General features: G+C 55.8%; 21 protein-coding genes, 1 tRNA gene, 1 pseudogene and 1 CRISPR repeat array. Of the genes and pseudogenes, 16 read left to right on the top strand and 7 right to left on the bottom strand.

The genetic code is table 11. The features are described 5' to 3' along the window. Window positions 1-118: 118 nt before the first annotated feature. From BWI95_RS03670 to cas2e, 8 genes are read left to right on the top strand one after another with little or no spacing between them, the layout of a single operon-like run. On the top strand, window positions 119-2740 hold the full coding sequence (locus BWI95_RS03670) for a CRISPR-associated helicase/endonuclease Cas3 (protein WP_076769022.1): 2622 nt from the start codon (window positions 119-121) through the stop codon (window positions 2738-2740). Window positions 2741-2743: 3 nt separating this feature from the next. Further along, entirely contained in the window at window positions 2744-4267 is a 1524-nt protein-coding gene (gene casA, locus BWI95_RS03665) for a type I-E CRISPR-associated protein Cse1/CasA (protein WP_076769021.1), read from the top strand. Window positions 4268-4280: 13 nt separating this feature from the next. Next, window positions 4281-4838 carry a type I-E CRISPR-associated protein Cse2/CasB gene (gene casB, locus BWI95_RS03660; protein ID WP_208864603.1) on the top strand — a complete coding sequence of 186 codons (558 nt, stop codon included), beginning with the start codon at window positions 4281-4283 and terminating at the stop codon, window positions 4836-4838. Further along, window positions 4831-5478, top strand: coding sequence for a type I-E CRISPR-associated protein Cas6/Cse3/CasE (gene cas6e, locus BWI95_RS03655; protein WP_054803063.1), 648 nt, complete (start codon window positions 4831-4833; stop codon window positions 5476-5478). The genes casB and cas6e overlap by 8 nt, the downstream gene beginning before the upstream one ends. A gap of 28 nt (window positions 5479-5506) precedes the next feature. Continuing rightward, window positions 5507-6541: a type I-E CRISPR-associated protein Cas7/Cse4/CasC gene (cas7e, locus tag BWI95_RS03650; RefSeq protein ID WP_076769020.1), complete on the top strand. Its 1035-nt coding sequence runs from the start codon at window positions 5507-5509 to the stop codon at window positions 6539-6541. Between the two features lie 11 nt (window positions 6542-6552). Next, window positions 6553-7269, top strand: coding sequence for a type I-E CRISPR-associated protein Cas5/CasD (cas5e, locus tag BWI95_RS03645; RefSeq protein WP_054803062.1), 717 nt, complete (start codon window positions 6553-6555; stop codon window positions 7267-7269). Between the two features lie 15 nt (window positions 7270-7284). After that, window positions 7285-8043: a type I-E CRISPR-associated endonuclease Cas1e gene (gene cas1e / locus BWI95_RS03640; RefSeq protein ID WP_083699314.1), complete on the top strand. Its 759-nt coding sequence runs from the start codon at window positions 7285-7287 to the stop codon at window positions 8041-8043. Beyond that, window positions 8021-8308, top strand: a complete 288-nt coding sequence (cas2e, locus tag BWI95_RS03635) for a type I-E CRISPR-associated endoribonuclease Cas2e (RefSeq protein ID WP_076769019.1) — start codon at window positions 8021-8023, stop codon at window positions 8306-8308. Before cas1e ends, cas2e begins: the two co-directional genes overlap by 23 nt. 46 nt (window positions 8309-8354) lie before the next feature. Beyond that, window positions 8355-9480: a CRISPR direct-repeat array (repeat unit 28 nt; unit sequence GTCTTCCCCACGCATGTGGGGGTGTTTC). 511 nt (window positions 9481-9991) lie between these two features. Here cas2e and BWI95_RS03630 read toward each other — a convergent pair. Together BWI95_RS03630 and BWI95_RS03625 are read right to left on the bottom strand one after the other, a co-directional pair. Continuing rightward, a complete protein-coding gene (locus tag BWI95_RS03630) occupies window positions 9992-10732 on the bottom strand; it encodes an SDR family oxidoreductase (RefSeq protein ID WP_054803061.1) in 741 nt (246 codons plus the stop codon). Between the two features lie 85 nt (window positions 10733-10817). Continuing rightward, window positions 10818-11210, bottom strand: coding sequence for a winged helix-turn-helix transcriptional regulator (locus BWI95_RS03625; RefSeq protein ID WP_054803060.1), 393 nt, complete (start codon window positions 11208-11210; stop codon window positions 10818-10820). Between the two features lie 150 nt (window positions 11211-11360). On the opposite strand from BWI95_RS03625, the gene BWI95_RS03620 reads away from it, so the two are divergent. From BWI95_RS03620 to BWI95_RS23660, 3 genes and pseudogenes are all read left to right on the top strand, one after another. Further along, the gene (locus BWI95_RS03620) at window positions 11361-11831 is read left to right on the top strand and encodes a nuclear transport factor 2 family protein (protein WP_054803059.1); all 471 of its coding nucleotides are present in this window, start codon (window positions 11361-11363) and stop codon (window positions 11829-11831) included. 175 nt (window positions 11832-12006) lie between these two features. Beyond that, window positions 12007-12180 (top strand): annotated as a pseudogene (locus BWI95_RS23985) (ash family protein); the annotation flags it as partial. 30 nt (window positions 12181-12210) lie between these two features. Continuing rightward, window positions 12211-12498, top strand: a complete 288-nt coding sequence (locus BWI95_RS23660) for a SymE family type I addiction module toxin (protein WP_054803058.1) — start codon at window positions 12211-12213, stop codon at window positions 12496-12498. 68 nt (window positions 12499-12566) lie between these two features. On the opposite strand, the gene BWI95_RS03610 is transcribed toward BWI95_RS23660, so the two are convergent. After that, entirely contained in the window at window positions 12567-13085 is a 519-nt protein-coding gene (locus BWI95_RS03610) for a ClbS/DfsB family four-helix bundle protein (protein WP_054803057.1), read from the bottom strand. A 211-nt stretch (window positions 13086-13296) separates the two neighbouring features. Here BWI95_RS03610 and BWI95_RS03605 point away from each other — a divergent pair, with 211 nt between their 5' ends. Genes BWI95_RS03605 through BWI95_RS03595 form a run of 3 tightly spaced genes read left to right on the top strand, consistent with a single transcriptional unit; the run spans window position 13297 to window position 18279 of the window. After that, a complete protein-coding gene (locus BWI95_RS03605) occupies window positions 13297-13734 on the top strand; it encodes a DcrB-related protein (RefSeq protein ID WP_054803056.1) in 438 nt (145 codons plus the stop codon). 14 nt (window positions 13735-13748) lie between these two features. Next, the gene (locus BWI95_RS03600) at window positions 13749-17954 is read left to right on the top strand and encodes an RHS repeat-associated core domain-containing protein (protein WP_076769017.1); all 4206 of its coding nucleotides are present in this window, start codon (window positions 13749-13751) and stop codon (window positions 17952-17954) included. Continuing rightward, window positions 17947-18279 (top strand): hypothetical protein, encoded by a 333-nt coding sequence (locus BWI95_RS03595; protein ID WP_167552462.1) that lies wholly within the window; start codon window positions 17947-17949, stop codon window positions 18277-18279. Before BWI95_RS03600 ends, BWI95_RS03595 begins: the two co-directional genes overlap by 8 nt. Window positions 18280-19850: 1571 nt before the next feature. On the opposite strand, the gene BWI95_RS03580 is transcribed toward BWI95_RS03595, so the two are convergent. Continuing rightward, window positions 19851-19926, bottom strand: a tRNA-Phe gene (locus BWI95_RS03580). Window positions 19927-20108: 182 nt separating this feature from the next. On the opposite strand from BWI95_RS03580, the gene BWI95_RS03575 reads away from it, so the two are divergent. Together BWI95_RS03575 and BWI95_RS03570 are read left to right on the top strand one after the other, a co-directional pair. Further along, window positions 20109-20954 (top strand): AraC family transcriptional regulator, encoded by an 846-nt coding sequence (locus tag BWI95_RS03575; protein WP_054803055.1) that lies wholly within the window; start codon window positions 20109-20111, stop codon window positions 20952-20954. Window positions 20955-20991: 37 nt separating this feature from the next. After that, on the top strand, window positions 20992-21597 hold the full coding sequence (locus BWI95_RS03570) for a LysE family translocator (protein WP_076769016.1): 606 nt from the start codon (window positions 20992-20994) through the stop codon (window positions 21595-21597). On the opposite strand, the gene BWI95_RS03565 is transcribed toward BWI95_RS03570, so the two are convergent. From BWI95_RS03565 to cutA, 3 genes are read right to left on the bottom strand one after another with little or no spacing between them, the layout of a single operon-like run. Further along, complete coding sequence (locus BWI95_RS03565; RefSeq protein ID WP_023478395.1) at window positions 21594-22169, bottom strand: transcriptional regulator; 576 nt, start codon at window positions 22167-22169, stop codon at window positions 21594-21596. The two genes, BWI95_RS03570 and BWI95_RS03565, sit on opposite strands and share 4 nt — an antisense overlap. A gap of 46 nt (window positions 22170-22215) precedes the next feature. Then, window positions 22216-23910, bottom strand: a complete 1695-nt coding sequence (locus BWI95_RS03560) for a protein-disulfide reductase DsbD (RefSeq protein ID WP_076769015.1) — start codon at window positions 23908-23910, stop codon at window positions 22216-22218. Beyond that, complete coding sequence (gene cutA / locus BWI95_RS03555; protein WP_023478491.1) at window positions 23886-24209, bottom strand: divalent cation tolerance protein CutA; 324 nt, start codon at window positions 24207-24209, stop codon at window positions 23886-23888. The genes BWI95_RS03560 and cutA overlap by 25 nt, the downstream gene beginning before the upstream one ends. Window positions 24210-24256 lie beyond the last annotated feature (47 nt).

Here is a 24256-nt window from a genome sequence, read left to right as displayed (position 1 = left end):
ACCAAAGCCCAGCAGGTAACCTCAGTTAACCTGATGATTTACACAGTGTTGTGAGGATAAGCGGGACGATGCACTCTCGCCAGCACCATCAGGTTTTCGGGCGCTTTAAATAAGGACGATGACAGTGAGACGCTTTCTAAACATAGCCGCGCAAAATAGCACATCAGTGCCGGCAATCGGCTTCGAGGCGTGCCCGGCGAAGACCCGTACACTTGGTGATGGCAAGGTTGTGCAAGGGCGTTCAGTGCTGAGCCACTGCCAGATAGTCGGCGAACTCGCACGCTGTTTGATTTCGCGTTTTCCTGAACCTATGCGCCATCATTTATTCCCGCGAGGCAGTGAAATGGCCGCCGGAAGCCATGATATCGGCAAGGTCAGCCCGACCTTCGCAGCAAAGATTTTCGCGGCGTGCGGCATCGATTACAAAACCATCCCCGCGCTCGCTGGCATTAACCCCGAGCTGGAAAAACAGTGGGGCGGTCATGCGGGTGTCAGTCAGGCCACTGCGGAAGAGTTGGGCGTTCCAAAATTTGTCGCTGAAATTCTCGGTCAGCATCATGGCTTTTCGCCGCCAGTCGATGATAAGCGAGGGAACGCCGCGTTGTTTGGTGGCGCCCAGTGGTTTGATGAACGCCAAAAGCTTGTGGCGGCACTGAAAGCACATTTTCAGACGGACTGGCCAATGTTTGATTCTGCCGCACAGGCGCGGGTTGTGGCTGGCTTGACCTCCGTAGCTGACTGGATCGGCTCCGGCGAATTTTTTGAAAACCCCGATGATGAGTGGCAACCCACTCTTACGGCTGCGCTGAACAATGCGGGGTTTATTACGCCAGATATTCGCAAAGGGCTCTCTTTTGCCGAGGTATTTGATCCTGACAAGCGCACTATGCAACCGCGCGAGCCGCAGTCGCTCTTTATTGAGCAGGTAACCGGGCCCGGCGTCTATATTCTTGAAGCGCAGATGGGGATGGGGAAAACCGAAGCGGCACTCTTTGCGGCTTATCAGTTACTGGCGCAGGAAAAAGCGACCGGTATCTATTTCGCGCTGCCGACTCAGCTTACCTCAAATAAGATCTATGACCGCTTTAACGCTTTTCTTAAACAGATTATCCATGCGGAATCGCCAAAACAGAGCCTGCTGTTGCATTCAGGTGCCTGGCTGCTGGATACAGAGTTAGGTGAAGAGGGGCGGCCGGGAGGATCGTGGTTCAACCAGAATAAGCGTGGTTTATTAGCGCCTTTTGCGGTAGGCACTATCGATCAGGCGCTGATGGCGGTCATGAACGTGAAGCACGGCTTTGTGCGCGCCTTTGGGTTGGCGGGCAAAGTTGTGATCCTCGATGAAGTGCACAGCTACGATCTCTACACAGGAACTCTGCTTAATGAACTCGTGGCCTTTTTGCGTCAAATCGACTGCACGGTGATTATCCTCAGCGCCACGCTAAGCCAGACCCGGCGCGAAGCCCTATTACAACACACCACACACTCTGCCGCCTATCCGTTGATCACCGCCGCGCCGGTTCTGGCTGAGAGCAGCAAGTTAGTGGAGGTGAGCGTGCCCGCAGAGGATGGTCAGCCGGTTGAGCTTCATTTTTGCCGCCAGGATGAGCGTGCCCTGGAAGAGGCGCTTGAGCGGGCCGCCCAAGGGCAGCAGGTACTATGGATTGAAAATACCGTCGCGGAGGCGCAGCAACGTTACCTGGATATTGCCAGCCGCGCAGCGCAGAACGGGTGTGAAACCGGCCTGTTGCACTCACGTTTTACGCCTGACGACAGGGGCAAACATGAGGATCGCTGGGTTGCACTTTATGGCCGCGCAGGATGGTCACAGCGCGCCGAGCGTGGGCGTATTCTGATCGGTACCCAGGTGCTGGAGCAGTCACTGGATATCGACGCCGATTTTCTCATCAGCCGCTTTGCGCCGACGGATATGCTGCTGCAACGCCTTGGTCGCCTGTGGCGGCATGCTGATACACCGCGTCATTCCAGTGCCAGCAAGGCGTGTTGGCTGTTGGCTCCCGCGCCTGAACAAGGGCTGGCTAATCCTCGCGGCGCATTTGGTCCAAGCGCAATGGTTTACGCCCCGTATGTGCTGTGCCGCAGCCTTGAAACCTGGCAAAGCCTGCAATCAATTCAACTGCCTTCTGGCATTCGCCCTCTCATTGACCAGACCTATGCCGAGCGACAAGAAACCGGGCAATGGGCGGCGTTGTTGCATGAGTTAAAAAATGGCAGTCGTTTCCGTACGGGCGAGCAAGCGCAGCAGGCGCTGGCAAAACTGACCTTGTCGAGAGGCGGTAAGACCTTGCCGGAGCACAAAGCGGAAACCCGCTACAGCGATCGGGACACGCACGATCTTCTCTTGCTGCGCAGCATGTATGTAAAAGATGGCGCAACCCATCTTCGTTTACTGGATGGCAGTGAAGTGATTCTGCCCCATGGACGTCATCGGCTAACCAAAGCGGGCTGGCGTCAGCTGGCAGTAAAACTGCATCAGCAACTGGTGCGCGTTAATCCGGCAAATTGCCCACCTGTAAGCCATAAGCACGACCTGGAGAATTTGCACCTGCACCAAGTCTTTTATCTCGGTCATCCGGAAAATGACGAAGCGCTGCTGCGCGTCGCGATCGTCAGCCTTTCCGGAGAGTTATTGACCCTTGATGGGCGGCCTGCGGGCGATAAACATCGGCTTGAATATCGCGATGATTTTGGCTTCCGGGTCATTTCCAATAAGGAATAGAGAATGGAAAACCGTTTTAACCTGATTGATGAGGCGTGGATACCGGTTGCCGATTGCGGGCGGGTCAGTTTGCGTCAGATTTTTATCGATCCTCATTTGCGCAAGCTGGGTGGCAACGCGATACAAAAGATTGCGCTGACTAAACTGCTGCTGGCTATCGCGCAGTCTGCCGCGACGCCGGAAGATGATAACGCCTGGCGCGAGATGGGCTGGCAAGGCATGGCAGATAAGTGCCTTAGCTATCTGGATAAGTGGCATGACCGCTTTTATCTGTATGGCGAGCAACCCTTTTTGCAGATGCCCACTATTCATGCGGCGGTGCTGAAAACGCTGGGCGTGGTTTCACCGGAAATCAGCACCGGTAACACCACGGTGCTGACGCAAAGCCAGCAAGAGCAATACGCCACAGATGCGGATAAAGCCGTTACGCTGGTGATTCAGATGGCGTTTGGCCTCAGCGGCAAGAAAACTGATAACGGCGTGGTACTGACGCCGGGTTATATGGGTAAGCAAAATGAGAAGGGAAAAAGCGCCAGCGGTAAAGCGGGCAGTGCGGTTGGGCATATGGGATTGTTGCACTCCTTCTGGCTTGGCAACGCGATAGTTGAAAGTATCTGGCTGAACCTGTTTACCAGAGAGGACATTGCTGAACTTGTGATGTATCCCTCGCTGGGTGTAGCACCGTGGGAACAGATGCCCTCCGGCGAAGATGACGAGATCGCCAGAGCGTTAAAGGCATCCCTGATGGGCCGGCTGGTGCCGGTAGGTAAGTTTTGCCTGTTAGCCGATACGGGGCTTCACTATAGCGACGGTATCGCCCACGCCGGTTACCTGGAGGGCAAAGCGGATCCCACGGTGTCAGTGGATTTCGCCCCAAAAAAACCTGCCGTCTTATGGGTAAACCCCGGCAAGCGTCCCTGGAGGGAGTTAACCTCAATCCTGCAATTTATTGAGCAAGGTAATACGAGTGGTTTCGACACGCCACAGCTGAAACGAACGCTAAAGCGGGTATCGCGCAGTGTTGAACAGTTTGCGATCTGGTCTGGTGGCTTGCGTGTCAGCAGCAATGCCGGGGAGCAATATGCTTCCGGCACTGATGATTATGTACAGTCTGAGTTCTGGCTGCCCACCTCGCTACTCGGCTCTGTTTTCCTGGCGCAACTCAAACACGAAATGGCACAGCTTGATACGGTGCAGAAGCAGCTTTGGGGGGCGGTGGCGCGTTACTTTCGCCAGCTCTCTGATATCGATAAATCCGGCTCAGGCAAAGCACAGCCCTTTGTCGCTGCTCAGGCGCAAAAAGCGAGCGAACGTTTCTGGCAGCTTTGTGAACGCCAGGCGCAGGCGCTAATCAATGCGTGTGATTCAACAGAGGATGCCAAATCGCAACGCCTACAGCTGCGTAAAACCTTTGCTGTTTACGCCAGTCAGGTTTTCGACCAGATGTGCCCAAATGATAGCGCCCGGCAACTGGACGCCTGGGCGCAGACCCGTCCCCATTTTTCAAAATACCTACACGCTGATTGAGGAGATAGTCGGTATGGATCAGCACGCGAATACCACCATGGCAGAAAAGGCACAGACGTTTTCCCGCGCCGAACGCTTTGTCAGCTACGTGATTGAACGCATCAATAAAGATAAAGGCTTTGCTGCGCGGCTCAAACGCGCCGACAACCCGGCCACGGAGTATCAAAGCTGGGAACTGCTGGCCGAATTTGGCGTCGACCTTGAAAAAGAGTGGCAGCGTCTGCCGTGGTGTGCCGTCGGTGCCGCGCTGGCGAGAGCCCAGCCTAAGGCCAATGGAACACTCGCGCTGGGCACGGCGATCGCCGCTTGTTATGACGAGGGCAATCAGTCAGAACAGGCCAAAACTCGTTTGCGTCGCCTGCTGGCCTGCACCAGCACGACAGAAGCGAGTCGTATTTTACGCCCATTACTGGCGCTGATGACCAGCCGCGGCGTGACGCCGAATTTCAGCCAGCTACTGGAACAACTGCTGTGGTTTTCCGGTAACGGGCAGGATCGCATCCGCGCACGCTGGGCACAGGATTTTTATCGTCGCGCCGATGACATGAGCCCGGAGATGACTGATGAGTGAATTATTCGCCAGCGCTTTACACCTCGATCGCGCTGCGGTGAAGGCGCTCAGGATGACGGATCCCTATTCACTGCACCGGGTCGTCTACAGCCTTTTTACGGATCTCCGCAGCGAAGCTGAAAAGCAGCGTGATACCCCAAGCGGTATCGTCTTTGCGGATCAGGGCGGTGATCGCCATGGTCGCAAAGTGCTGATTGTTTCGAACCGCTTGCCGGTGGAGAGGGTTGAGGGGCAGTACGGCACGGTGATCAGTAAGCCGATTGCAACGTCGTTTCTCAACTACCCACGTTACCGTTTTAACGTGCAGATCAATCCTGTGCGTAAGGACAAGCAGAGCGGAAAACGCGTGGCGGTAAAAGGCCGCGCCGATATCGCCCAGTGGTTTTTACAGCGCGCACCCCAAAGCTGGGGATTTGACGTCGATCCGCAAACCCTGCAGGTCGATGCCATTGAGGTGCTGCAATTCCCGGACAAGGCCGGCCGCGAGGTGACGCTTGGTAAAGCGTATATCCAGGGGCAGCTCACCGTGACCGATCCGCAGCGGTTTCAGACCAGCTTTAAGAACGGTATCGGTAAAGGAAGAGCGTTTGGCTGCGGCCTGCTGCAAATCGTACCGATCATCGACAACCCGTTTGCCTGATTTTTATTTTATGTTTAAGGACGTTTTTATGACTCACGCATTCAAAAACACCCGTATTGAGTTCCATATCCTGCAATCCTTTCCTGTCACTTGCCTGAACCGGGATGACGTCGGCGCACCAAAATCGGCGCTTATCGGCGGCGTACCACGCGCCAGAGTCTCTTCCCAGTGCTGGAAGCGCCAGGTGCGCCTGGCAATGCCGGACTTTGGGATTCGTTTGGGCATTCGCAGTAAAAAAATTGCTGAGATGCTCAGCAAAGAGTGCCTGGTGCTTGGGGCCAGTGAAGAGCAAGCCACGGCGTGCGGTAAGGCAATGGCAACATTTTTCGCCGACGACACGCTGCTATTTCTGAGTGAAACGGAGGCTAAAGCTTTTGCTGCCTATGCCGCGGAACATGGCTTCGATGCTGAGAAATTAAAAGACAAAGAGCTGGTTAAAGTCGCGAAGAAAGCCGTCAACAAGACGCTTGATGCGCTGGATATCGCGCTGTTCGGCCGCATGGTCGCAAAAGCGCCTGATATGAATGTCGAAGCCGCCGCCTCTTTTTCCCATGCGATCTCCACGCATAAGGTCAGCAATGAAGTGGAGTTTTTTACCGCAGTCGATGACCGCAAAACAGAAGAGGAGAGTGGCTCGGCACATATGGGCAGCCTGGAGTATAACTCTGCCACCTATTATCGCTATGTAAGCCTCGATTTAGGGCAACTGGAACAGACGCTGGGTGAAGGTGCCGATTTGAAAACCGCAGTAGAGGCGTTTGTTAAGGCGCTCTACGTTGCCGTGCCGGATGCCCGCCAGACAACGCAGTCGGGTGCGTGTCTGTGGGATTACGCGCGCGTACTGGTACGTAAAGGCCAGCGTATTCAGGCCTCTTTCGAACAGGCCGTAAGGAGTAAAGGGGAGGGTTATCTTCGCCCCAGCAAAGAGGAACTGAAATCCTGGCTCAACAAGAAAGAGAAGCTCTCCGGCTCGCTGTTTGGCAAGCAGGGTGATTATGAATGGGGGGATAACGAGGAGTACAGCATCGACCACCTGATTGCCGACCTGCACTCCCACCTGTAAGGGCGTTCACCATGAGCAACTTGACCCACTCTCTGCTCCTGTGGCTGGAAGGTCCGCTACAAGCCTGGGGGCATGACTCAAAGTTTGGCGTACGTGACACGCTTACCTTCCCGACACGCTCCGGCATTCTGGGGCTGCTTTGCTGCGCCCGCGGGGCTGGTGGCCCCGAAGTCGAATGGCTGGCGCAGATGAACGCTATGCGTATGGAAGTGCGCGCTTATGCCCGTGCTGATACTAACGGTCAGCCTTCGCTCCGCGAGCCTGCGCTGTGCGATTTTCATATGGTAGGCAGCGGTTACGATGACAGCGATCCCTGGCAAAACCTGCTCATTCCTAAGACTGCTGACGGTAAAAAAGCTGTTGGCGGTGGTGCCAAAATGACCTGCCGCTACTATCTGCAAGATGCCGCGTTTGCGGTGGTTCTGGCGCTTCCTCAGCAGCAAGCGGAATCGCTGGCTGACGCGTTGCAAAACCCGGTATGGGATCTCTATCTGGGGCGTAAAAACTGCGCTCCGAGCGAGCTGATTTATCAGGGGCTATTCGCCGATGAAGAGGCTGCCTGGTCTCAGGCGCAGAGTCTGGCTGAAGATAAACGTCGGCTGCTCAGCTATGCCGTGATTGAAGGCGAAGGAGACGGTGAGGTGCTCACGCTAAACGATGTGCCGGTGCAGTTTGGTCAGCAGAAGCGTTATCGGGATCGGCAAGTGACGGTGCTGGAGTATTACTGATGGCGAAGGGGGAACATCAAATGGATTGATGCCGAGGGCAATGTCGTTCCGCTTCCTGTCGCTACTCTGAACACCTTACTGCTTGGCCCCGGGACTTCCGTCACGCATGAAGCAGTGAAAACCGCGGCGGCGGCAAACTGTTCTATCTGCTGGGTAGGGGAAGATAGCCTGCTTTTCTATGCGGCGGGTTTTCTTCCTACGGCCGACACGCGCAATCTTAAAGCGCAGATGGCGCTTGCCAGCAACGAGCGTACCGCTCTTGATATTGCAAGGATGATGTTTGCAAAACGTTTTCCCGATGCGGAACTGGAAGGTAAAAGCCTGAGTAGCATGATGGGCATGGAGGGAAATCGGGTGCGCGCGCTTTATCAGCAAAAAGCGCAGGAGTATGGCGTCGGCTGGCGAGGGCGCCACTTTACGCCTGGCAAGTTTCAGCTAAGCGATATCACGAACCAGGTGCTTACCGCGACCAATGCAGCGCTTTACGGCATTGTCTGTTCCGCTGTACATGCCATGGGTTACTCACCGCATATTGGTTTTATTCATTCTGGAAGCCCGCTGCCGTTTGTTTATGATCTGGCCGATCTCTACAAAGAGCATCTCTGCATTGACCTGGCCTTCTCACTGACGCGAGAGATGGCTGGTCGTTACGATAAGCACCACGTTGCAGATGCCTTCAGAAAGCGGGTGATAGCAACAGATTTACTCAACCTGATCGCCGCAGATGTGAATTCGTTGCTGGGGAGTAAGCATGCTCGTCGTACTCGCCAATGATTTACCCCCGGCAGTACGCGGGCGAATGAAGCTCTGGTTTGTTGAACCCCGGCCAAATGTGTTCGTCTCTGGCGTAAAAGATGCCGTTGCACAGACAGTGGTTGATTACTTAATGCAATACACACCGCCTGAGGCAGGCCTGATGTTATTCAGAACGCTTCCCCAACCGCCCGGTTATGAAATTCGCTATAAGGGCGAAGTGAGAAAGCCAATTGCGACGCTGAGCGGATTACAGCTGATTATCGAAACCGTAAAAACGCTATAAGCGGTACATATAGTGTTTTAGCGGGGCTCTTTAACAAGATGTTGGTATCTTCCCCACGCATGTGGGGGTGTTTCTTCACGTTCATTCATTTGGTAAGCAATCCTCTGATCTTCCCCACGCATGTGGGGGTGTTTCCATATAAAACAGTCATTTAGCATTTCTATGCTTGTCTTCCCCACGCACGTGGGGGTGTTTCTATTCAGGGTGCCTATTTTCTGGCTGCGGTCTGGTCTTCCCCACGCACGTGGGGGTGTTTCTACGGCTTCAAACTGCGTCAGAAAACGGGAGCCGTCTTCCCCACGCATGTGGGGGTGTTTCCATGCTCGTCGCGCACATTGCGGCGCTCAATTCGTCTTCCCCACGCACGTGGGGGTGTTTCTTTGCTATCAGTTGGTGCGCGAGCTGCGCGGCGGTCTTCCCCACGCATGTGGGGGTGTTTCCATAGCTACGCCCAGCGCGATAATCGCCGGAATGTCTTCCCCACGCACGTGGGGGTGTTTCTAGACTGATTGCGATCGGCTGCGGCATCTCCACGTCTTCCCCACGCATGTGGGGGTGTTTCCGGGTCTTTACCATCAGTATCGGTAGCTTCTCGGTCTTCCCCACGCATGTGGGGGTGTTTCTTAGCGTAAGTTGCTGATTTAAAATGGTACGCCGTCTTCCCCACGCATGTGGGGGTGTTTCCTAAGACCTATTATTTCTTCGCATCACGACTCTGTCTTCCCCACGCATGTGGGGGTGTTTCCCATTCCTCACCCAGCTCGTCTTTTAGGCCCGTGTCTTCCCCACGCATGTGGGGGTGTTTCTTTTATTGATCCAAAAACCGCAGGCGGGTGCGGGTCTTCCCCACGCATGTGGGGGTGTTTCCTTATAGGAGGTGTTGTCGAAAATCGGCATAAAGTCTTCCCCACGCATGTGGGGGTGTTTCTCGTGCTATTGCTGTGTATATGACTCTGTTTGGGTCTTCCCCACGCACGTGGGGGTGTTTCTCTCTTTATCGAGAGCGCGAGCGGCAGCGGTGAGTCTTCCCCACGCACGTGGGGGTGTTTCTAATCCCGTTGAGCGGAGTCAGTAAGTCGGGGGGTCTTCCCCACGCAGGTGGGGGTGTTTCTGGCTGAAGTTGACCGGTGGTTTCGTGACAGAAGTCTTCCCCACTTATGTGGGGGTGTTTCCAGGTTCAGTTGAGCCACGCCGGTGACGGTAAAGTCTTCCCCACACACGTGGGGGGTGTTTCTGCCTTTATCGCTGATCCGCATTATTCTGGCCTGTCTTCCCCACGCACGTGGGGGTGTTTCTAGCTTAGAGGGTTAATGTTCTATTCATTGAGCACCTTCCCCACTCTTGTGGGGGTGTTTCTACCGGTCATCCCGGCACCATCACCACGGCACAGTCTTCCCCATGCATGTGGGGGTGTTTCTGACCAGATCCGCAGTGCAAACCGCGCCTATGAGTCTTCCCCACGCTTGTGGGGGTGCTTCATGTGTCCCTGTAAGTTTGTAGGTAAACACGTTTTTCCTTGCAGCCATAGGTGCGATGCTTTTGAATCTGTTCACTCGCTGCTTGTATATGCGATCCGCAAAGCGGAAGGCTTTTCGAACAAAAAATCGCCTTAAAAGATGGCGCCCACGTATAGTGCCATCTGCTTTTGGCATCTCAGTATGCTGATCGGCCTAAACCCGCCGATCAGTAATGCACCAGCCCGCCATCCACGGCGTACTGGCTGCCGGTAACGTATGACGCATCATCCGAGAGCAAAAAGAGCGCGACGGCGGCGGCTTCCTGTGCGGTACCGGCGCGTCTGAGCGGCACCTGGCTTACCACAAAATCCTCAAACTGCTGGCGCGACTCTTCGGGCATAAAGTGCCTGAAGTTGGTCTCAATCGGCCCCGGCACCAGCGTGTTGGCGCGGATATCGCGCGGTGCCAGCGCGCTGGCCCAGCTCTTGACCATCGCAACAACTGCGCCTTTGGTGGCGGCATAAAGGCTGGTCATCGCCGCGCCTTCGTAGACGGAAGAGGAGGCGGTGACCAGCACTGACGCGCCGGAATGTAATGCGCCAGAAAGCGCCGCCAGCTGGAGCATCGGGCCGCGCACGTTGGCGTTCATCATGCGGTTAAAGCTCTCGGCGGTAACCGATTCCGGTGCGCCGACTTCGGCATAACCGGCGTTCAGCCACAGGCCGTCGAGGGATCCCCACTGACTAATCGCCGTCGCCAGCGTCTCGATATCTGCTTCGCTGGCGGCATCGCTTTTCAGGATCAGCGATGAGGCGGGCAGCAGCTTGCGGGCCTCAGCCAGGCGCGTTTCGTTCAGCCCGGTGATGGCGACCTCACCACCCTCACTGACGATGCGTTGCGCACCCGCCAGCCCCATTCCGCTGGTGCCGCCGGTGATCAGCACGCGTTTGCCTTCAAATCTGCTCATAAATAGCCCCTGTTGGTTCCTGAAATGGACGTTTACCTTACGCAACAACCGCTTGCGCCGTCATCTGTTTCAGCCCGTAACCGTCTTAGCCGCGCGCCTGTTCCTGCTGCTGTTCATGCTGGCGTCGGCGGGAGCGGCAGATATCAGCATGGTTTTCATCCGCCCACTGAATAAGTTTCTGCATCGGTTCCAGGAACGATCTCCCTAGCGGCGTTAAGGTGTACTCCACGCGCGGCGGCACTTCCGCATAAACGGTGCGGCTGACGTAACCGTCTGTTTCAAGACGTTTTAGCGTGCGGGAGAGCATCTGGCGGGAGATATCGCCAATTTCCCGGTTCAGTTCATTAAAGCGCAGCGTGCGTTCTGCCAGCGCTTCCAGAATCAGCAGGCTCCACTGATCGCCGATTTGATTAAGCACATCCCGGATCGGGCAGGGCTGCCCAAACTCGGCGATATCATTCTGGTCGTTGTCGCTCATTCGTTATCTCTCTTTTGCCGCCAATAGTCAGCTTCGTGTGACTAAGTACCTGAATTTTGACCTCTTGTTGAGGTTTTGCGGGCAATGTACCATCCGCGTTTTCAACGGTCTATTTTTGTGACCAAAGGTAATGTACTAAAGGAGAGCACAATGAAAAAGTTTATTAGCGGTGCGCTGTTAACGGCAGTTCTGATCGCTTCTGGCAGCGCTGTAGCAGCCCCTGCGGCAAATGCGCGCAATGTGGCGACAGAAGAGGCTAACCGACAGCTGGTAGTTGATTTTTATGATAAATTCTTCAACCGCCACGAGGTAAAAGAGGCCGCGAAGGTGGTTGATGAGCATTACCGCCAGCACAATCCCGATGTGCCGGACGGCAAAGCCCCGTTTGTGAATTACTTCACCGGTTTCTTCAAGGAGAACCCGCACTCTGCCGCGCGGATTGTGCGCAGCGCCGCCGACGGCGATTTAGTCTGGTTGCAGGTTCACTCGACCAATGACAGTAAAGATCGCGGCCAGGCGGTGATGGATATCTTCCGTGTGAGCAACGGGAAAATTGTTGAACACTGGGACATCATTCAGTCGGTGCCGGAGAAGTCCGCCAACGCCAATACAATGTTCTGAAGAGCGATCCCGGCTGCGTGCAAACGAGGGCAGGGGAAGAACACCCATTTTGCGAAGCAAATTCCGGAATAACACTTTGTTTTGCAGGAAGAAGTAAAACCGCTTGTCGGCTTTGGGCATCAGCGCTATTTTTCACCGGCACCTGCAAAATCAGGTGCCGGGATTGGAACCCTGAATGACTTCATCGGCGATATATAGCGCGTTCACGCTTTTTTTATGTCGTGCGTTCGGCTACACCTCAATGGTGGGTCGGGCGGGGGCGTCGCAAGACGCGCCGGTATCGATGAGGCCGGTAGTTCCAACCCCGCCCGATTCCGCCACCCAAGAGATTGGAACCTCTGGTGACGGTAATAATCATTACTCATCGGAGGCTGCCCTTATGGCTACGACCCCTACCCAGGCTCATCCATCCCCCAAAACCGAACGCCGCTACACAGTCGGCTATGCCCCCAATCAGGGCGATACCAGCACGCCTTGCCTCAACCTGAGCGGCAAATGGCTGAAAGAGGCCGGGTTCACCACCGGCAAAGGCGTCACCGTGAAAATCGCCGGAGACTGCATTGTGCTAATCCCCGATAACGACAATGAGCATGCCCTGCGGCAGGAGGTAAAGCAGATGAAGCAGGCGGTAAAAGCGGTGAAAGAAGGGGTGCTGAGCGCGCTTTAAATCTGGAATTAAGTGGACACCAACACCACAGTTTTAGGGAGTTAGTGTCCACTTAATAACGCTGATAATCACTTCAAAAGCAGATTCTTATCTTTCGCCCACTTCCTTAAACGCCCATTCGCGTTGGCGTACGGCGAGGCGGTGTTAAACGAGATCATCCGGCCCATCGTCCATTTCGTGTACCACGGTCTTCCATACAAAACCTCATCCGTGCGCGCATCAATAAGCTGGACGATTTCACTTTTGGCGCGTTGCAGTTCTTCAATTAGCTCGCCATAGCTTAACGCGCTGTAATCCGAGTAAAATTTTTGCGCGAGGAGACCCAACTGGTTCCACTTGTACCCCGTTTCCGGGAAATCGACGGGCAGGCCTTTGGCATCATTGGTTATCCACTTCACGACCAGCTTGTTCCATCCGAGCAGATAGGCGACCAGGTTATGCACGCTCATCGTTGTCCCTTTCGCGTGACCCTCCATGGAAAGCTCTGACGTGATTTCCGGTGGGATCCTGTTTAGATAACTCATTAATTTAGCGAAATTTTTATCGATAGCGGAAAGCAGTTCAGCTTTGGTTTGCGGCACGCTCATCACGAATTCCTTCTCAGATAAGAAGAGACACTATCAATGCACGGGGTGAGGTTGAGTAGGAGCTCACCGTGTTAACACAGGGAAGTTACAGGCCATATCTGTACCTCATCGGGGAATAATATCTGCGCGGGAGCTCTCATTTTCGCGTCTGGTTTTCAGCCAAACCCTGTGCGAAAATCCATTTTTCTGAACCTGTGACAGGACGCACTTTATGTCAGAATCCGCTCAGCCCTGCCTGTTTACCGAAGGCCAGGTCACCCTTCCTGAAGGCTATCAGGACCGCACCGTCAATGTGTTCACGCCGCCCGGCGCGGATGCACCGGCGCTCAATATCTCCCGCGACACGCTAAAACCCGGCGAAACGTTGACGGCCTATATCGACCGCCAGATGTCGCTAATGGCGAAACATCTCAAGGGCTGGAAAACGGGCGAGCGCACAGAGGCTGTGCTTGGCGACAACCTGGTAACCGGCGAAATCATTCATGCCAGCTATCTTCGTGACGGTAAGCGCACCTTTCAGCAGCAGGCGGTGTTTAACCCCTCCGCTGACCATATCCTGGTGTTCACGATGTCCGCCATGCGGTCGTTAAATGACGCCGATCGTGCACTGCTTCTTTCTGTTCTCAAAAGTTTCCGTTTCCACGCTTAACAAGGATTGTTGCTATGTTTGAAGCTGCGCGTGTCGGTGATGATATAGGCCATTCCGGCGCGCTGGCCGGGATGATTGCCGGTACGATTATCGGCGGCGCGATTGCGGCGCTGGGTGGCATCGCGGCCGGTGCGCTGATGGTCGCAGGCATCGGCGCCTCCTGCCTGGGCATCGGTGTACTGCTTATCGGTGCCAGCCTCGCAGTCGGATTTCTCGCCGGGGAGGTGGCGACCGGCGTTCGCGACGGCATTGCCGAAGGAATGGCGGCGAACATGACGAAGAAAGGCGTCATCACCACCGGCTCTCCTGACGTCTTTATCAACGGTAAGCCTGCCGCCATTGCCACGGACAGCATGGTGGAGTGCGACGACGACGGCTCGCAGCAGATGGCGGAAGGCTCCTCACGCGTTTACATCAACAATCTCCCTGCTGCCCGTATCGGGGACCGCACCACCTGCGATGCGAAGGTGATGACCGGCTCCGGCAACGTCCTTATTGGTGGAGAGCCGGAACAGACCCTGCCGATAAGCCCGGAAGTCCCTGAATGGCTGTATAAAGTTTCGGATCTGACCCTACTGTTTGCAGGGCTGGCTGGCGGCTGGGGTGGTGCGGCCGGTAAAGTCGGCGCGGTGGGTAAACTGTTGTCGAAACTGCCGGGTATCAGCAAAATCGGCCGCATCGCCTGCCGCTTCGGCGCGATGCTGACCGCCATCGCGGCGGGAGGGATTATCGCCCGCCCGGTGGATATCATCTGCGGGCAGAAGTTTCTCAGCGGCGACGACGAGCTGGACTTTGTGCTGCCGTCGCGTCTGCCGGTGCGCTGGCAGCGTTACTGGCGCAGCGGCAATCCGGGCGACAGCGTGCTTGGCCGCGGCTGGAACCTCTTTTGGGAGACCCGTCTGGAGCGTTACCAGGAGGGGCTGGTGTGGCGGGCACCGACCGGGGATTACGTCTCCTTCCCGCAGGTGCCGAAGGGTTACCGGACCTACTGCGAAGCCGAAAAGCGCTGGCTGGAGCACCATCAGGACGATGCCTGGTCGGTGTATGACATCAGCGGTGAACGCTGGCACTACGCCCCGCTTGAGAGCGATAAACCCTCCCTGCTGCAGCGCATCTCCGGACCCTGCGGCAAAGATATCCTCTTCGAGTGGAACGATAACCTCACCCTGCATGCCCTGACGGACAGCGCCGGGCAGCGCGTGGTCTGCCGCTATGAGGGCGACCGCCTTGCGGGAGCCTGGCTGAATGATGATGTCTGCCTGGTCAGTTACGCTTATGACGAACAGCGCCAGCTGACCTCAGTGACCGGCCGGGGCGGTAGCGTGCGCAGGCGTTTCCGCTGGCAGGACGGCCTGATGTGCGCCCACGAGGATGCAAACGGCCTGGTGAGCGAATATCGCTGGCAGGAGATTGCCGGTCTGCCGCGCGTCACGGCTTTTCGCCACAGCGGCGGTGAGCAGCTAACTTTTGAGTATGATTTTGATAACGGCACCCGCCGGGCCATCCGTGATGACGGGGCGCAGGCGCACTGGCTGATTGATGACGATGACAACGTCGCCGCCTTCACCGACTTCGACGGTCGCAAGAGCGCCTTTATTTACCGCGACGGCGAACTGTGTGATGTCATCCTGCCGGGCGGTGCCCTGCGCCAGAGCCGGTGGGACAGGTACGGGCGCATGGTCCAGGAGACAGACCCGGCAGGACGGCGGACGGAATATTACTGGTACCGCCTCACCGACCGCCTCGCCCGCACAGTCCACCCGGACGGCACGGCAGAACAGAGCCTCTATGACCTGCAGGGGCGCCTGCTTTCGGAAGCCGACGCCGCAGGCAACCGCACCACTTATCACTACCCGAACGATGAAGAACCTTTACCGGACAGAATCACCGATGCGACAGGCGGTGTAGTGCGTCTGGAGTGGAACCGCCAGGGACTACTTACGCAGCGCACCGACTGCTCCGGCAGTGTCTCGCGCTATACATACCACCGCCTCGGGCAGCTTCTGTCGAGTGAGGATGCAGAGGGCAACATCACCCGCCGCGAATGGAACAGCGCGGGACAACTTTCAGTCGTTATTCGCCCGGACGGCAGCCGTGAAACATTACACTGGAACGCACGCGGCCAGCTTGCCGCCTGGCGCGATCCGCTGGAGAGCGAGGTGCGCTGGGACTATAACCCGCTCGGCCTGCCGGTGAGCATCACCGACCGCATCGGGCGCACCCGGCGCTGGCATTACGACCCGCGCGGCAACCTGTTGCGGCTTGAGAACGGCAATGGCGGGGAATACCGCTTTACGTACGACGCCGCAGGCCGCCCGCTCAGCGAAACCCGCCCGGACAACACGTCGCGCCAGATGATATGGGACAGCCGTGGATTCCTCAGCGAACTGCATGAAAATGGCAGGCCTGCCGTCGATGGCGGCATCGCCCGGCGTAGACGAACCTTCAGTTACGATGAAAGTGGCCTGCTGACCGCACGCGCTACCCGCCATGCGGAGTACCGCTATGACCACGACCTGAACGGCCAGCTCACCCGTATCCGGCGCACCCCGACGGCTGAAGGTGTTGCCCTGGGCATTGAAGCCGATGACATCGCCTTTAACCGCGATGCGGCAGGTCGCCTGGTAAATGAGTCTGGTGTTAACGGCGAACTCAGCTATGCATGGGATGCACTGGGCAATCTGACAAATCTGACCCTCCCCGGCGGGCAGCAGCTCTCCTGGCTGCACTATGGCTCCGGCCACGTCAGTGCCATCCGCTTCGGATCACAACTGGTCACTGAATTCACCCGCGACCGTCTGCACCGGGAAGTGAGCCGTACCCAGGGCGCGCGCGAACAGTCGCGCAGTTACGACAGCCTTGGCAGACGCACTGCGCAGCGCAGTACACTTATCACAGAGGTGGCCCTGCCGGAGCAGGCGATACTGGAGCGCCTGTACCGTTACACCGGACGTGGCGAGCTGGCGGGCGTCAGCGACACCCTGCGCGGCGAGGTGAATTACGGTTACGATGCTGAAGGCCGCCTGCTGAAGCATTATGAGTCCCGCCAGGGCAACAGCAGTGCGCTCTTTACGTATGATGCCGCCGATAACCTGGCCGCGAACGACGCCCCGGTCACGGATAACCGCCTGCAGCACTGGCAGAACCTGTTTATGCAGTACGATGCCTGGGGCAACATGACCCGCAGGCGCAGCGGGCTGTATGAACAACACTACGCGTATGACGCTGAAAATCGCCTTCTGTCCGCGCGCGGAACGGGGCCGCAGGGGCGCTTCGAAGCGCACTACCATTATGACGCGCTTGGCCGGCGCATCCGCAAGACGATCACCACCGGTCACGGCACCCATGAAAGCCGCTTCCTCTGGCAGGGTTACCGCCTTTTGCAGGAGCAGCATCAAGGCGGGCAGTGCAGCACGTATATTTACGATCCGAATGAAGCATGGAGCCCGCTGGCGCGGGTCGACCATCTGCGGGAGGACAAAACCGGGGAAATATTCTGGTTCAGCACCGACCTGAACGGCGCGCCGCTGGAAGTGACCGACGAAGAAGGCAGCCTCCGCTGGAGCGGGCAGTACGGCAGTTTCGGCGAAGTTCGGCACCAGACCGACGGCTTCACGCGACTGGCGCAGGACACCGCGCTGGCGCACCAGCCCCTGCGCTATGCCGGGCAGTATGCAGACAGCGAAACCGGCCTGCACTACAACCTTTTCCGCTATTACGACCCACAGGCCGGACGGTTCACCGTTCAGGACCCGATAGGGTTAGCTGGGGGCTGGAATCTTTATCAGTATGCGCCTAATCCGCAGGGCTGGATTGACCCGTGGGGGTTAAGTGGTGAGGATATCTTTATTCATTATACGGATAAAGCAGGGTTTGAAAGTATAATGAATAGCGGCGTGATTGAAGCAAATTCGCGGGGGAAAGTTTATATTACAGATATATTAATGTCTCCCGAAGATGCTATGAGAGATATCTTTATAAATGACGTTTCTCATCCGGGGCGAGGTGACTATTCTATTGTTTTTAAAGCTGATGCTTCGCAGATGTCTAAAATTGCTCAGAGCTCTGAGTTAGAGTATATTCACTCAGGCAGATTGAAACTGAGGGATATACTTCATGCAGGTAAAAATCCTTATGACACGGTATCTCATTTATCATATGATCAGCGGTGGAAAATGACGCACGAACAGATAAAATCGAGAGGAGGCGGGTGTGGTTGATGATAAAGATAAAGTACTGATGCTAAATCAAGGTGAAGTCGTGGCTTTGAAAAAAGCAATTATGTATTTGAAGTTTTCTTGTGAAGAAACAGAGTCATTGATGTATGCAGGAAGTCCCTTGATTAATTCTGCTTTTTCAAAGTTAATCGATATTGATGATCTAGGTGAGCATGCAAAAAACTTTTATAGTAAGCCTCATAAAATAAACGAAAATTTTATTTCATCAAAGATACACAAGAAAGAGCAGGAAACCGGCAGGCTGCTTGATGAGTCTATAAAAGAAAAGGTATTTAATGAGTGCCTTTATCCGTTTTCAAAAAAATGAATCATCAAAAGTACGGGTAATTGATTTTGCCCGTATTTACATTTTTTGGATTTGCAACTTATAAAGCCTGCTTTCATCATAAATTTTTCCGCTACTATATTCATAGGCTAGAAGTTTATTTTCATTGATTAATTTATTGTAAAGCAAGGAGATTATTAAAACCCAAGGGGTTTATTTAAAAAAAGGTAGGGCATGATGTCTGCTATATTGGGCAATATTATTATGAAAAACCTTGCTGCCAAGTGCTTCACTAAGACTGCATGATGAATTTTAGTTCCTAAGGAGACCACGCAAATTAAAGGTGTGGTATTGGTTTTGTTTCCTCTGGTAAATAAAATATGCTGCCGGAAATTCATTTCCCTAATGGCAAGGAGTTACTGGTTAGAGGTGTTTTTGTTCTGGAGCTATCTATTCAAATATAAATATTAAACTTACTGATCAATAAAGTTCATCCTGAAGAAGTAAATCATTAATATAACGTGAAATTAGTTGTCAGGGTCAAAACGAAAAAAGAAGTGTTGGTCGTTACTACGTTACTGTCTGATTTTTTTAGGCGAGGCGCTATCTTACTACATTAGTAACTGATCTTGCTAAATCAACTGGAGATGATGTTCCTTTTTCCAGAGCAAGAGGTGTATTAAGGAATTTATTAATAGAGCATCAAGAATAACTTTTTAAATTTCTTAGAATAATAAGCTTGGAAATAACTGCAGCCGTCCTGGGAGCAAATGATGGTTTATATTTACTCCAAAACATTGTCGGGGATTTTACTCTTAAATATGGAGGTGATGAAATACAAGGTTTATTACAAAGCAAATTAATATCTAAAGAATAAATAGTTCTCAATAAATAGCGATATGATTAAGATTGAGTGCTGTACAAATTTAATTTTTTATATGATGAGTAAGGGAGATAAAACTTTTAGAGTCTGCGTGTCGATACAAAACCGATTCCTCTCACAGCGCGCTTGTCGCGCTGGCCCCGAAGGGGTGAGCCGCTTGCGGTGAATAATCGAACGGAGTTCGATGGAGAGTCCGTACGCCAGAAACGAAAAACCCCGCCGAAGGCGAAGGTTAAGAATAAGTGGTGCCCGGACCCGGACTAACGCCGCAGGCGTTGAACAGCGCGCTTGTCGCGCTGGCCCCTAAGGGGTGAGCCGCTTGTGGCGAATAATCGAACGAAGTTCGATGAAGAGTCCGGTTGCAGAAAAGCAAAAACCCGCCTTTTGGGCGGGTTCTTTAAATAGTGGTGCCCGGACCCGGACTAACGCCGAAGGCGTTGAACAGCGCGCTTGCCGCGCTGGCCCCGGAGGGGTGAGCCGTTTACGGCGAATAATCGAACGAAGTTCGATGGAGAGTCCGGTCGTAGAAAAGCAAAAACCCAGCCATAGGCTGGGTTCTCTGAATAAGTGGTGCCCGGACCCGGACTAACGCCGAAGGCGTTGAACAGCGGGCCTGCCGCGCTGGCCCCGAAGGGGTGAGCCGCTCGCGGCGAATAATCGAACGGAGTTCGATGGAGAGTCCGGTTGCAGAAAAGCAAAAACCCGCCTTTTGGGCGGGTTCTTTAAATAGTGGTGCCCGGACTCGGAATCGAACCAAGGACACGGGGATTTTCAATCCCCTGCTCTACCGACTGAGCTATCCGGGCAACGGGCGGCATTAAACCGTAATCGCCCGTGGGCGTCAACCAAATTTCCCGAAATCCCTTTCAGTTGCTCAACTTTGCGGCAAAACGCGCAAAGCCGCGCCGAAAATCGGGGGCTGCACAAATCTTCCAGACTTTTACATTACGGTGATGAATGCTACTTTTCGATAGTATACGGAGGCGAAATGTCTAAAGACTGGCTTGAGCTGCGACAGCATGCGGATACGGGGATTGAAACCATCCGCGCCCATTTCGAGGGGCATGCGTACGACCCGCACTGGCATGACAGCTATCTGGTGGGCATTACCCTGTCTGGCACCCAGCAGTTTCACTGCCGCCGCGAGCGCCACCATAGCCGACCGGGCGACGCCTTTTTACTCGAGCCGGGCGAGATCCACGATGGCGACGCGCCGGTAGAGGGCGGCTTTACCTATCTCACCTTTTACCTCGACGATCGCTGGCTCAACACCACGCTGCGCGGCTTGTATGACGCGGTGCCTTCCAGTTATGCGCTGCACTTTTCCCATACCATCGCCCGTGAACCGCGGCTGATTCGCACCATTGCGCAAACCTTCTCTGCGCTGCACAGCGATGAGATGCGCATTGTGCAGCAGGGGACGATGGATGCGCTGCTTGGCGAGCTGACGCACCACTGCCAGTGGCGCAAACGCATCCCGACGCAGATCCAGAGTGTGGCGATTGCCCATCGCGCGCGGGATTATCTTCATGCGCATATCGGCGACAATATTGGCTTAACGGACCTGGCGCGCGAAACGGGAACCGATCGCTTTACGTTGACGCGCTGCTTTAAGCGCGAGTTCGGTTTAAGCCCGCACGCCTGGCTTGTTCAGCTGCGCCTTACCACCGCGCGTGCGCAGCTGGCGCGGGGCGATTTGCCCGCGGATGTCGCTGCTGCCGTGGGATTTGCCGATCAGAGCCATCTTGGGCGCTGGTTCCAGCGCGCTTATCGTCTCTCTCCGGCGCACTACCGCAGGCTCTGCACAAACCTTCCAGACGATGACATAAAATAACGCGACATTGACAGGCTGACACCTAAGGAGCCTGACAATGACCCTGATCTCTACCTTCCTGCCGTTTTTGCTCTTCGCCTTTGTCGCGTCGATCACCCCCGGCCCGACCAATATTTTGATCCTCGCCAGCAGCCAGCGCTTCGGCGTCAAAGCCACGCTGCCTGCTGTGGTGAGCGCCTGCGTTGCCGCCAGCGCGATTGTCTTTATCTCCGGTGCGGGCGCAGGGCAGATATTGCAGGAACATGTACTGGTGAGAACGGTGATGAGTTGGGCGGGCGTGGCGTGGTTAAGCTGGATGAGCTGGCAGCTTTTTCGTGCGCCGGCCACCGATCTGCACGGTGAGGCGCAGCAGCCCTTCAGCATACGTGCGGCGGCGATATTACAGCTTATCAACCCGAAAACCTGGATGATGGCGTTAGCGGTAGTGAGCCTGTTTGCCCCACACAGCGGTCATCCGCTGCGCGAGGTCTCGGTGATGGCGCTATCGTTTTTCCTGATCTCGCTCATCTGCCTTGTCGCCTGGGCGCTGCTCGGCAAAGCCGTTAACCGGCTGTTCCGCACCCCGGCGTCGCTTGTCGCCTTTCAGCGCGTCATGGCGCTGGGTCTGTTTATCTCCGCGTGGGCGGGGTTGCTGAGCGCTTAGGTCAGCGCGCCACCCTTGCGGCAGCGGGCAAAGCGCAGAATATCTTCTGCCAGCCGCTGGGCGGTGTCGACATCCGCCTGGCTGCGGTTGACCAGCATACGGCTAAGACACCCTTCCAGGATCAGCTCCATCTGCTTCGCCACCATCGCCGCATCGTCCACTTCCAGCTCGTTCAGCAGCTTGTGAGAGAAGTTATACGCTTCAAGCTTCTGCTGATCCGCCAGCTGGTGAATCGGGTGATCCGGGGCGGGGAAGAAGGCGCAGGCGGCGATAAACAGGCAGCCCGGATAGCGGTTGTTGCTCACGCACTCGGTCAGCGCGGCGTAACGCGCCAGCAGTTTTTGTTCATGGTTAAGGCTCTCATCCAGCAGCAGCTGGCGGCGCCAGGTATCGATCTGCTGGCTTAAATAGCGCAGCGCATCATAGAGCAGCGCCTCTTTATCGGGCCAGAAACGGCGGAACTCCTCCAGCGGATAGTCGACGCGCTCGGCAACCATTTCAAGAGTGGTGTCCGCAATGCCTCGTAATTCAAGCAGTTGCAATGTCTGGCTTAAAACGTCTTCGCGTTGCACAGTGGTCTCCTCCGTTACTGCGTCAAACTACCCCACCAAGTGTTGTTTACGGGGCGTGATTGCGCAAATGGTCGGCAAAGGCGTCGGCAGGCATAAACCCGGTCACCCGGGCCGCTTGCTGCTCTCGCCCTTGCGCGTCAAAAAAGAGCAGGGTAGGTAACCCCAGCACATTCAGATGGCGCAGAAGCGCGGCATCCTGTGCGTCATTGGCCGTCACGTTGGCCTGTAATAACAGCGTGTTTTTCAGCGCCGCCTGTACCTTTGGGTCGCTGAAGGTGTACTTCTCAAACTCTTTACAGGCCACGCACCAGTCAGCATAGAGATCCAACATGACAGGCCGACCATTGGCCTGCGCCAGCGCCCGGTTGAGATCGTCGACGGTTTTCACTGACGTGAAGGCCAGCGGCGTATGCGCCTGTGCCGCGGGCGTGCCGAAGGCCCAGTCCTGCAACGGACGCGCACAAACCAGCGCCGCGCCGAGGAGGGCGATTTGCAGCACCCGCATGATGGGGCGCGTGGCGTTGAGGCTGGTGATAAAGGCCCAGCCGAAGAAGGCGACGCCGAGCAATGACCAGAGCCGCAGCCCCCAGGCTTCGCCCAGCACGCGCTCCAGTAAAAAGACCGGCAGGGCGAGGATCACAAAGCCAAAGGCGGTTTTGACCTGCTCCATCCACGGCCCGCTTTTCGGCAGCAGGCGGTTGCCGAACACCGTCACAAGAATTAGCGGCAGGCCCATGCCGAGGGCGTAAAGGTAGAGCGTGCCGCCGCCGAGCCACAGGTTCCCGCTCTGAGCGATATAGAGCAGGATGGCGCTGAGCGGCGCGGTGGTGCAGGGCGAGCAGATAAGCCCGGCAATCGCCCCCATGGCGAACACGCCGCCGACGGAGCCGCCCTGCTGGCGGTTGCTCCACAGCGTTAAGCGGGTTTGCAACGCGGAGGGGAGTTGCAGGTTAAAGAGGCCGAACATCGACAGCGCCAGCAGGCTAAACAGCAGCGACAAACCGATAAGCACGTAGGGGTGTTGCAATGCGGCCTGGAACGACAGCCCGGCGGCGGCAACCACCAGCCCCAGTGCGGTGTAGGTCAGCGCCATCCCCTGCACATAAATAAAGGCCAGCAGCAGCGCACGCGGCGTGGCAAGGCGCTGTTTGCCGCCGAGCACAATGCCGGAAATCAGCGGGTACATTGGCAATACGCAGGGAGTGAAAGCGATACCGATGCCGATCAACAGCGCCCAGAGGGCGGAGAAGGGCAGCGGGCGGTCGGGCGCGGTTTCAGTCGTTGGTGCGGCTTTGGGTTCAACAACCGGCGCGGCAGCGACCTCCATCAGCGGCACCACTTTGGTCTCCGGCGGGTAGCAGAAACCGGCATCGGCACAGCCTTGATAAGTGACGGTGAGCGTCGCGCCTTTCCCCGCCTGCGCGATGCTTAGCGGCAGGTTCAGCTTCTGGCGGTAGATCTCCGTTTTGCCGTAGAACTCATCTTCATGCATCTCGCCCTTCGGCAGTTCGAGCGCGCCGATCTGCGCCTGCGCAGGCGTGACGCGGATCTGCTGGCGGTAGAGGTAGTAACCCTCTTTCACCTGCCAGTTGAGCGTCAGGTCATGTTGATGCTGTTGAAAATCAAAGGTGAACGCCTGGTCGGCAGGCACAAAGTCAGAGCGACCGGGCGCGTCGAACAGCCCGGCGAAAGCGGATGTGCTGCATAACAGCAGGATCAGCGTAAGGATGCGTTGAGCCATGTGAGGTAGTCGTGCTCTCCGTGAGAAACCGGCAGCGCCAGCAGTTCAGGGGTTTGATAAGGGTGGTGCGATTTCAGGCAGGCGAAGAGATCGTCCAGGTGCGCGACGTCGGTTTTCAGCAGCAGTTGCACTTCATACTCCTGCTCCAGCTTGCCTTCCCAGTAGTAGAGCGAGGTCGCTCCGGGGAGGATCGTCACGCAGGCGGCGAGTTTTTCCGCCAGCGCTTTGGCCGCCAGATCCTGGGCGGTGGCTTCATCCGGAGCGGTGCAGAGTACAACAACGGCGTCGGGCGTGTTCATTCTCAACCTCCTGAAAGCGAAAGCAGGGACTATAGCATGCGACGCGG

Source organism: Kosakonia cowanii JCM 10956 = DSM 18146, from assembly GCF_001975225.1.
Taxonomy (GTDB): domain Bacteria; phylum Pseudomonadota; class Gammaproteobacteria; order Enterobacterales; family Enterobacteriaceae; genus Kosakonia; species Kosakonia cowanii.
This window is presented reverse-complemented; position numbering and strand designations above follow the sequence as displayed.

Bases quoted from the DNA above. Each gene is read 5' to 3' on its own strand.
- BWI95_RS03630 (WP_054803061.1), bottom strand. From the start codon at position 10,732: ATGAGCAGATTTGAAGGCAAACGCGTGCTGATCACCGGCGGCACCAGC.
- BWI95_RS03605 (WP_054803056.1), top strand. From the start codon at position 13,297: ATGTCAGAATCCGCTCAGCCCTGCCTGTTTACCGAAGGCCAGGTCACC.
- BWI95_RS03600 (WP_076769017.1), top strand. From the start codon at position 13,749: ATGTTTGAAGCTGCGCGTGTCGGTGATGATATAGGCCATTCCGGCGCG.
- cas5e (WP_054803062.1), top strand. From the start codon at position 6,553: ATGAGCAACTTGACCCACTCTCTGCTCCTGTGGCTGGAAGGTCCGCTA.
- BWI95_RS03620 (WP_054803059.1), top strand. From the start codon at position 11,361: ATGAAAAAGTTTATTAGCGGTGCGCTGTTAACGGCAGTTCTGATCGCT.
- BWI95_RS23660 (WP_054803058.1), top strand. From the start codon at position 12,211: ATGGCTACGACCCCTACCCAGGCTCATCCATCCCCCAAAACCGAACGC.
- cas2e (WP_076769019.1), top strand. From the start codon at position 8,021: ATGCTCGTCGTACTCGCCAATGATTTACCCCCGGCAGTACGCGGGCGA.
- BWI95_RS03610 (WP_054803057.1), bottom strand. From the start codon at position 13,085: ATGAGCGTGCCGCAAACCAAAGCTGAACTGCTTTCCGCTATCGATAAA.
- casA (WP_076769021.1), top strand. From the start codon at position 2,744: ATGGAAAACCGTTTTAACCTGATTGATGAGGCGTGGATACCGGTTGCC.
- cas6e (WP_054803063.1), top strand. From the start codon at position 4,831: ATGAGTGAATTATTCGCCAGCGCTTTACACCTCGATCGCGCTGCGGTG.
- BWI95_RS03575 (WP_054803055.1), top strand. From the start codon at position 20,109: ATGTCTAAAGACTGGCTTGAGCTGCGACAGCATGCGGATACGGGGATT.
- cutA (WP_023478491.1), bottom strand. From the start codon at position 24,209: ATGAACACGCCCGACGCCGTTGTTGTACTCTGCACCGCTCCGGATGAA.
- BWI95_RS03625 (WP_054803060.1), bottom strand. From the start codon at position 11,210: ATGAGCGACAACGACCAGAATGATATCGCCGAGTTTGGGCAGCCCTGC.
- BWI95_RS03670 (WP_076769022.1), top strand. From the start codon at position 119: ATGACAGTGAGACGCTTTCTAAACATAGCCGCGCAAAATAGCACATCA.
- cas7e (WP_076769020.1), top strand. From the start codon at position 5,507: ATGACTCACGCATTCAAAAACACCCGTATTGAGTTCCATATCCTGCAA.
- BWI95_RS03560 (WP_076769015.1), bottom strand. From the start codon at position 23,910: ATGGCTCAACGCATCCTTACGCTGATCCTGCTGTTATGCAGCACATCC.
- BWI95_RS03570 (WP_076769016.1), top strand. From the start codon at position 20,992: ATGACCCTGATCTCTACCTTCCTGCCGTTTTTGCTCTTCGCCTTTGTC.
- casB (WP_208864603.1), top strand. From the start codon at position 4,281: ATGGATCAGCACGCGAATACCACCATGGCAGAAAAGGCACAGACGTTT.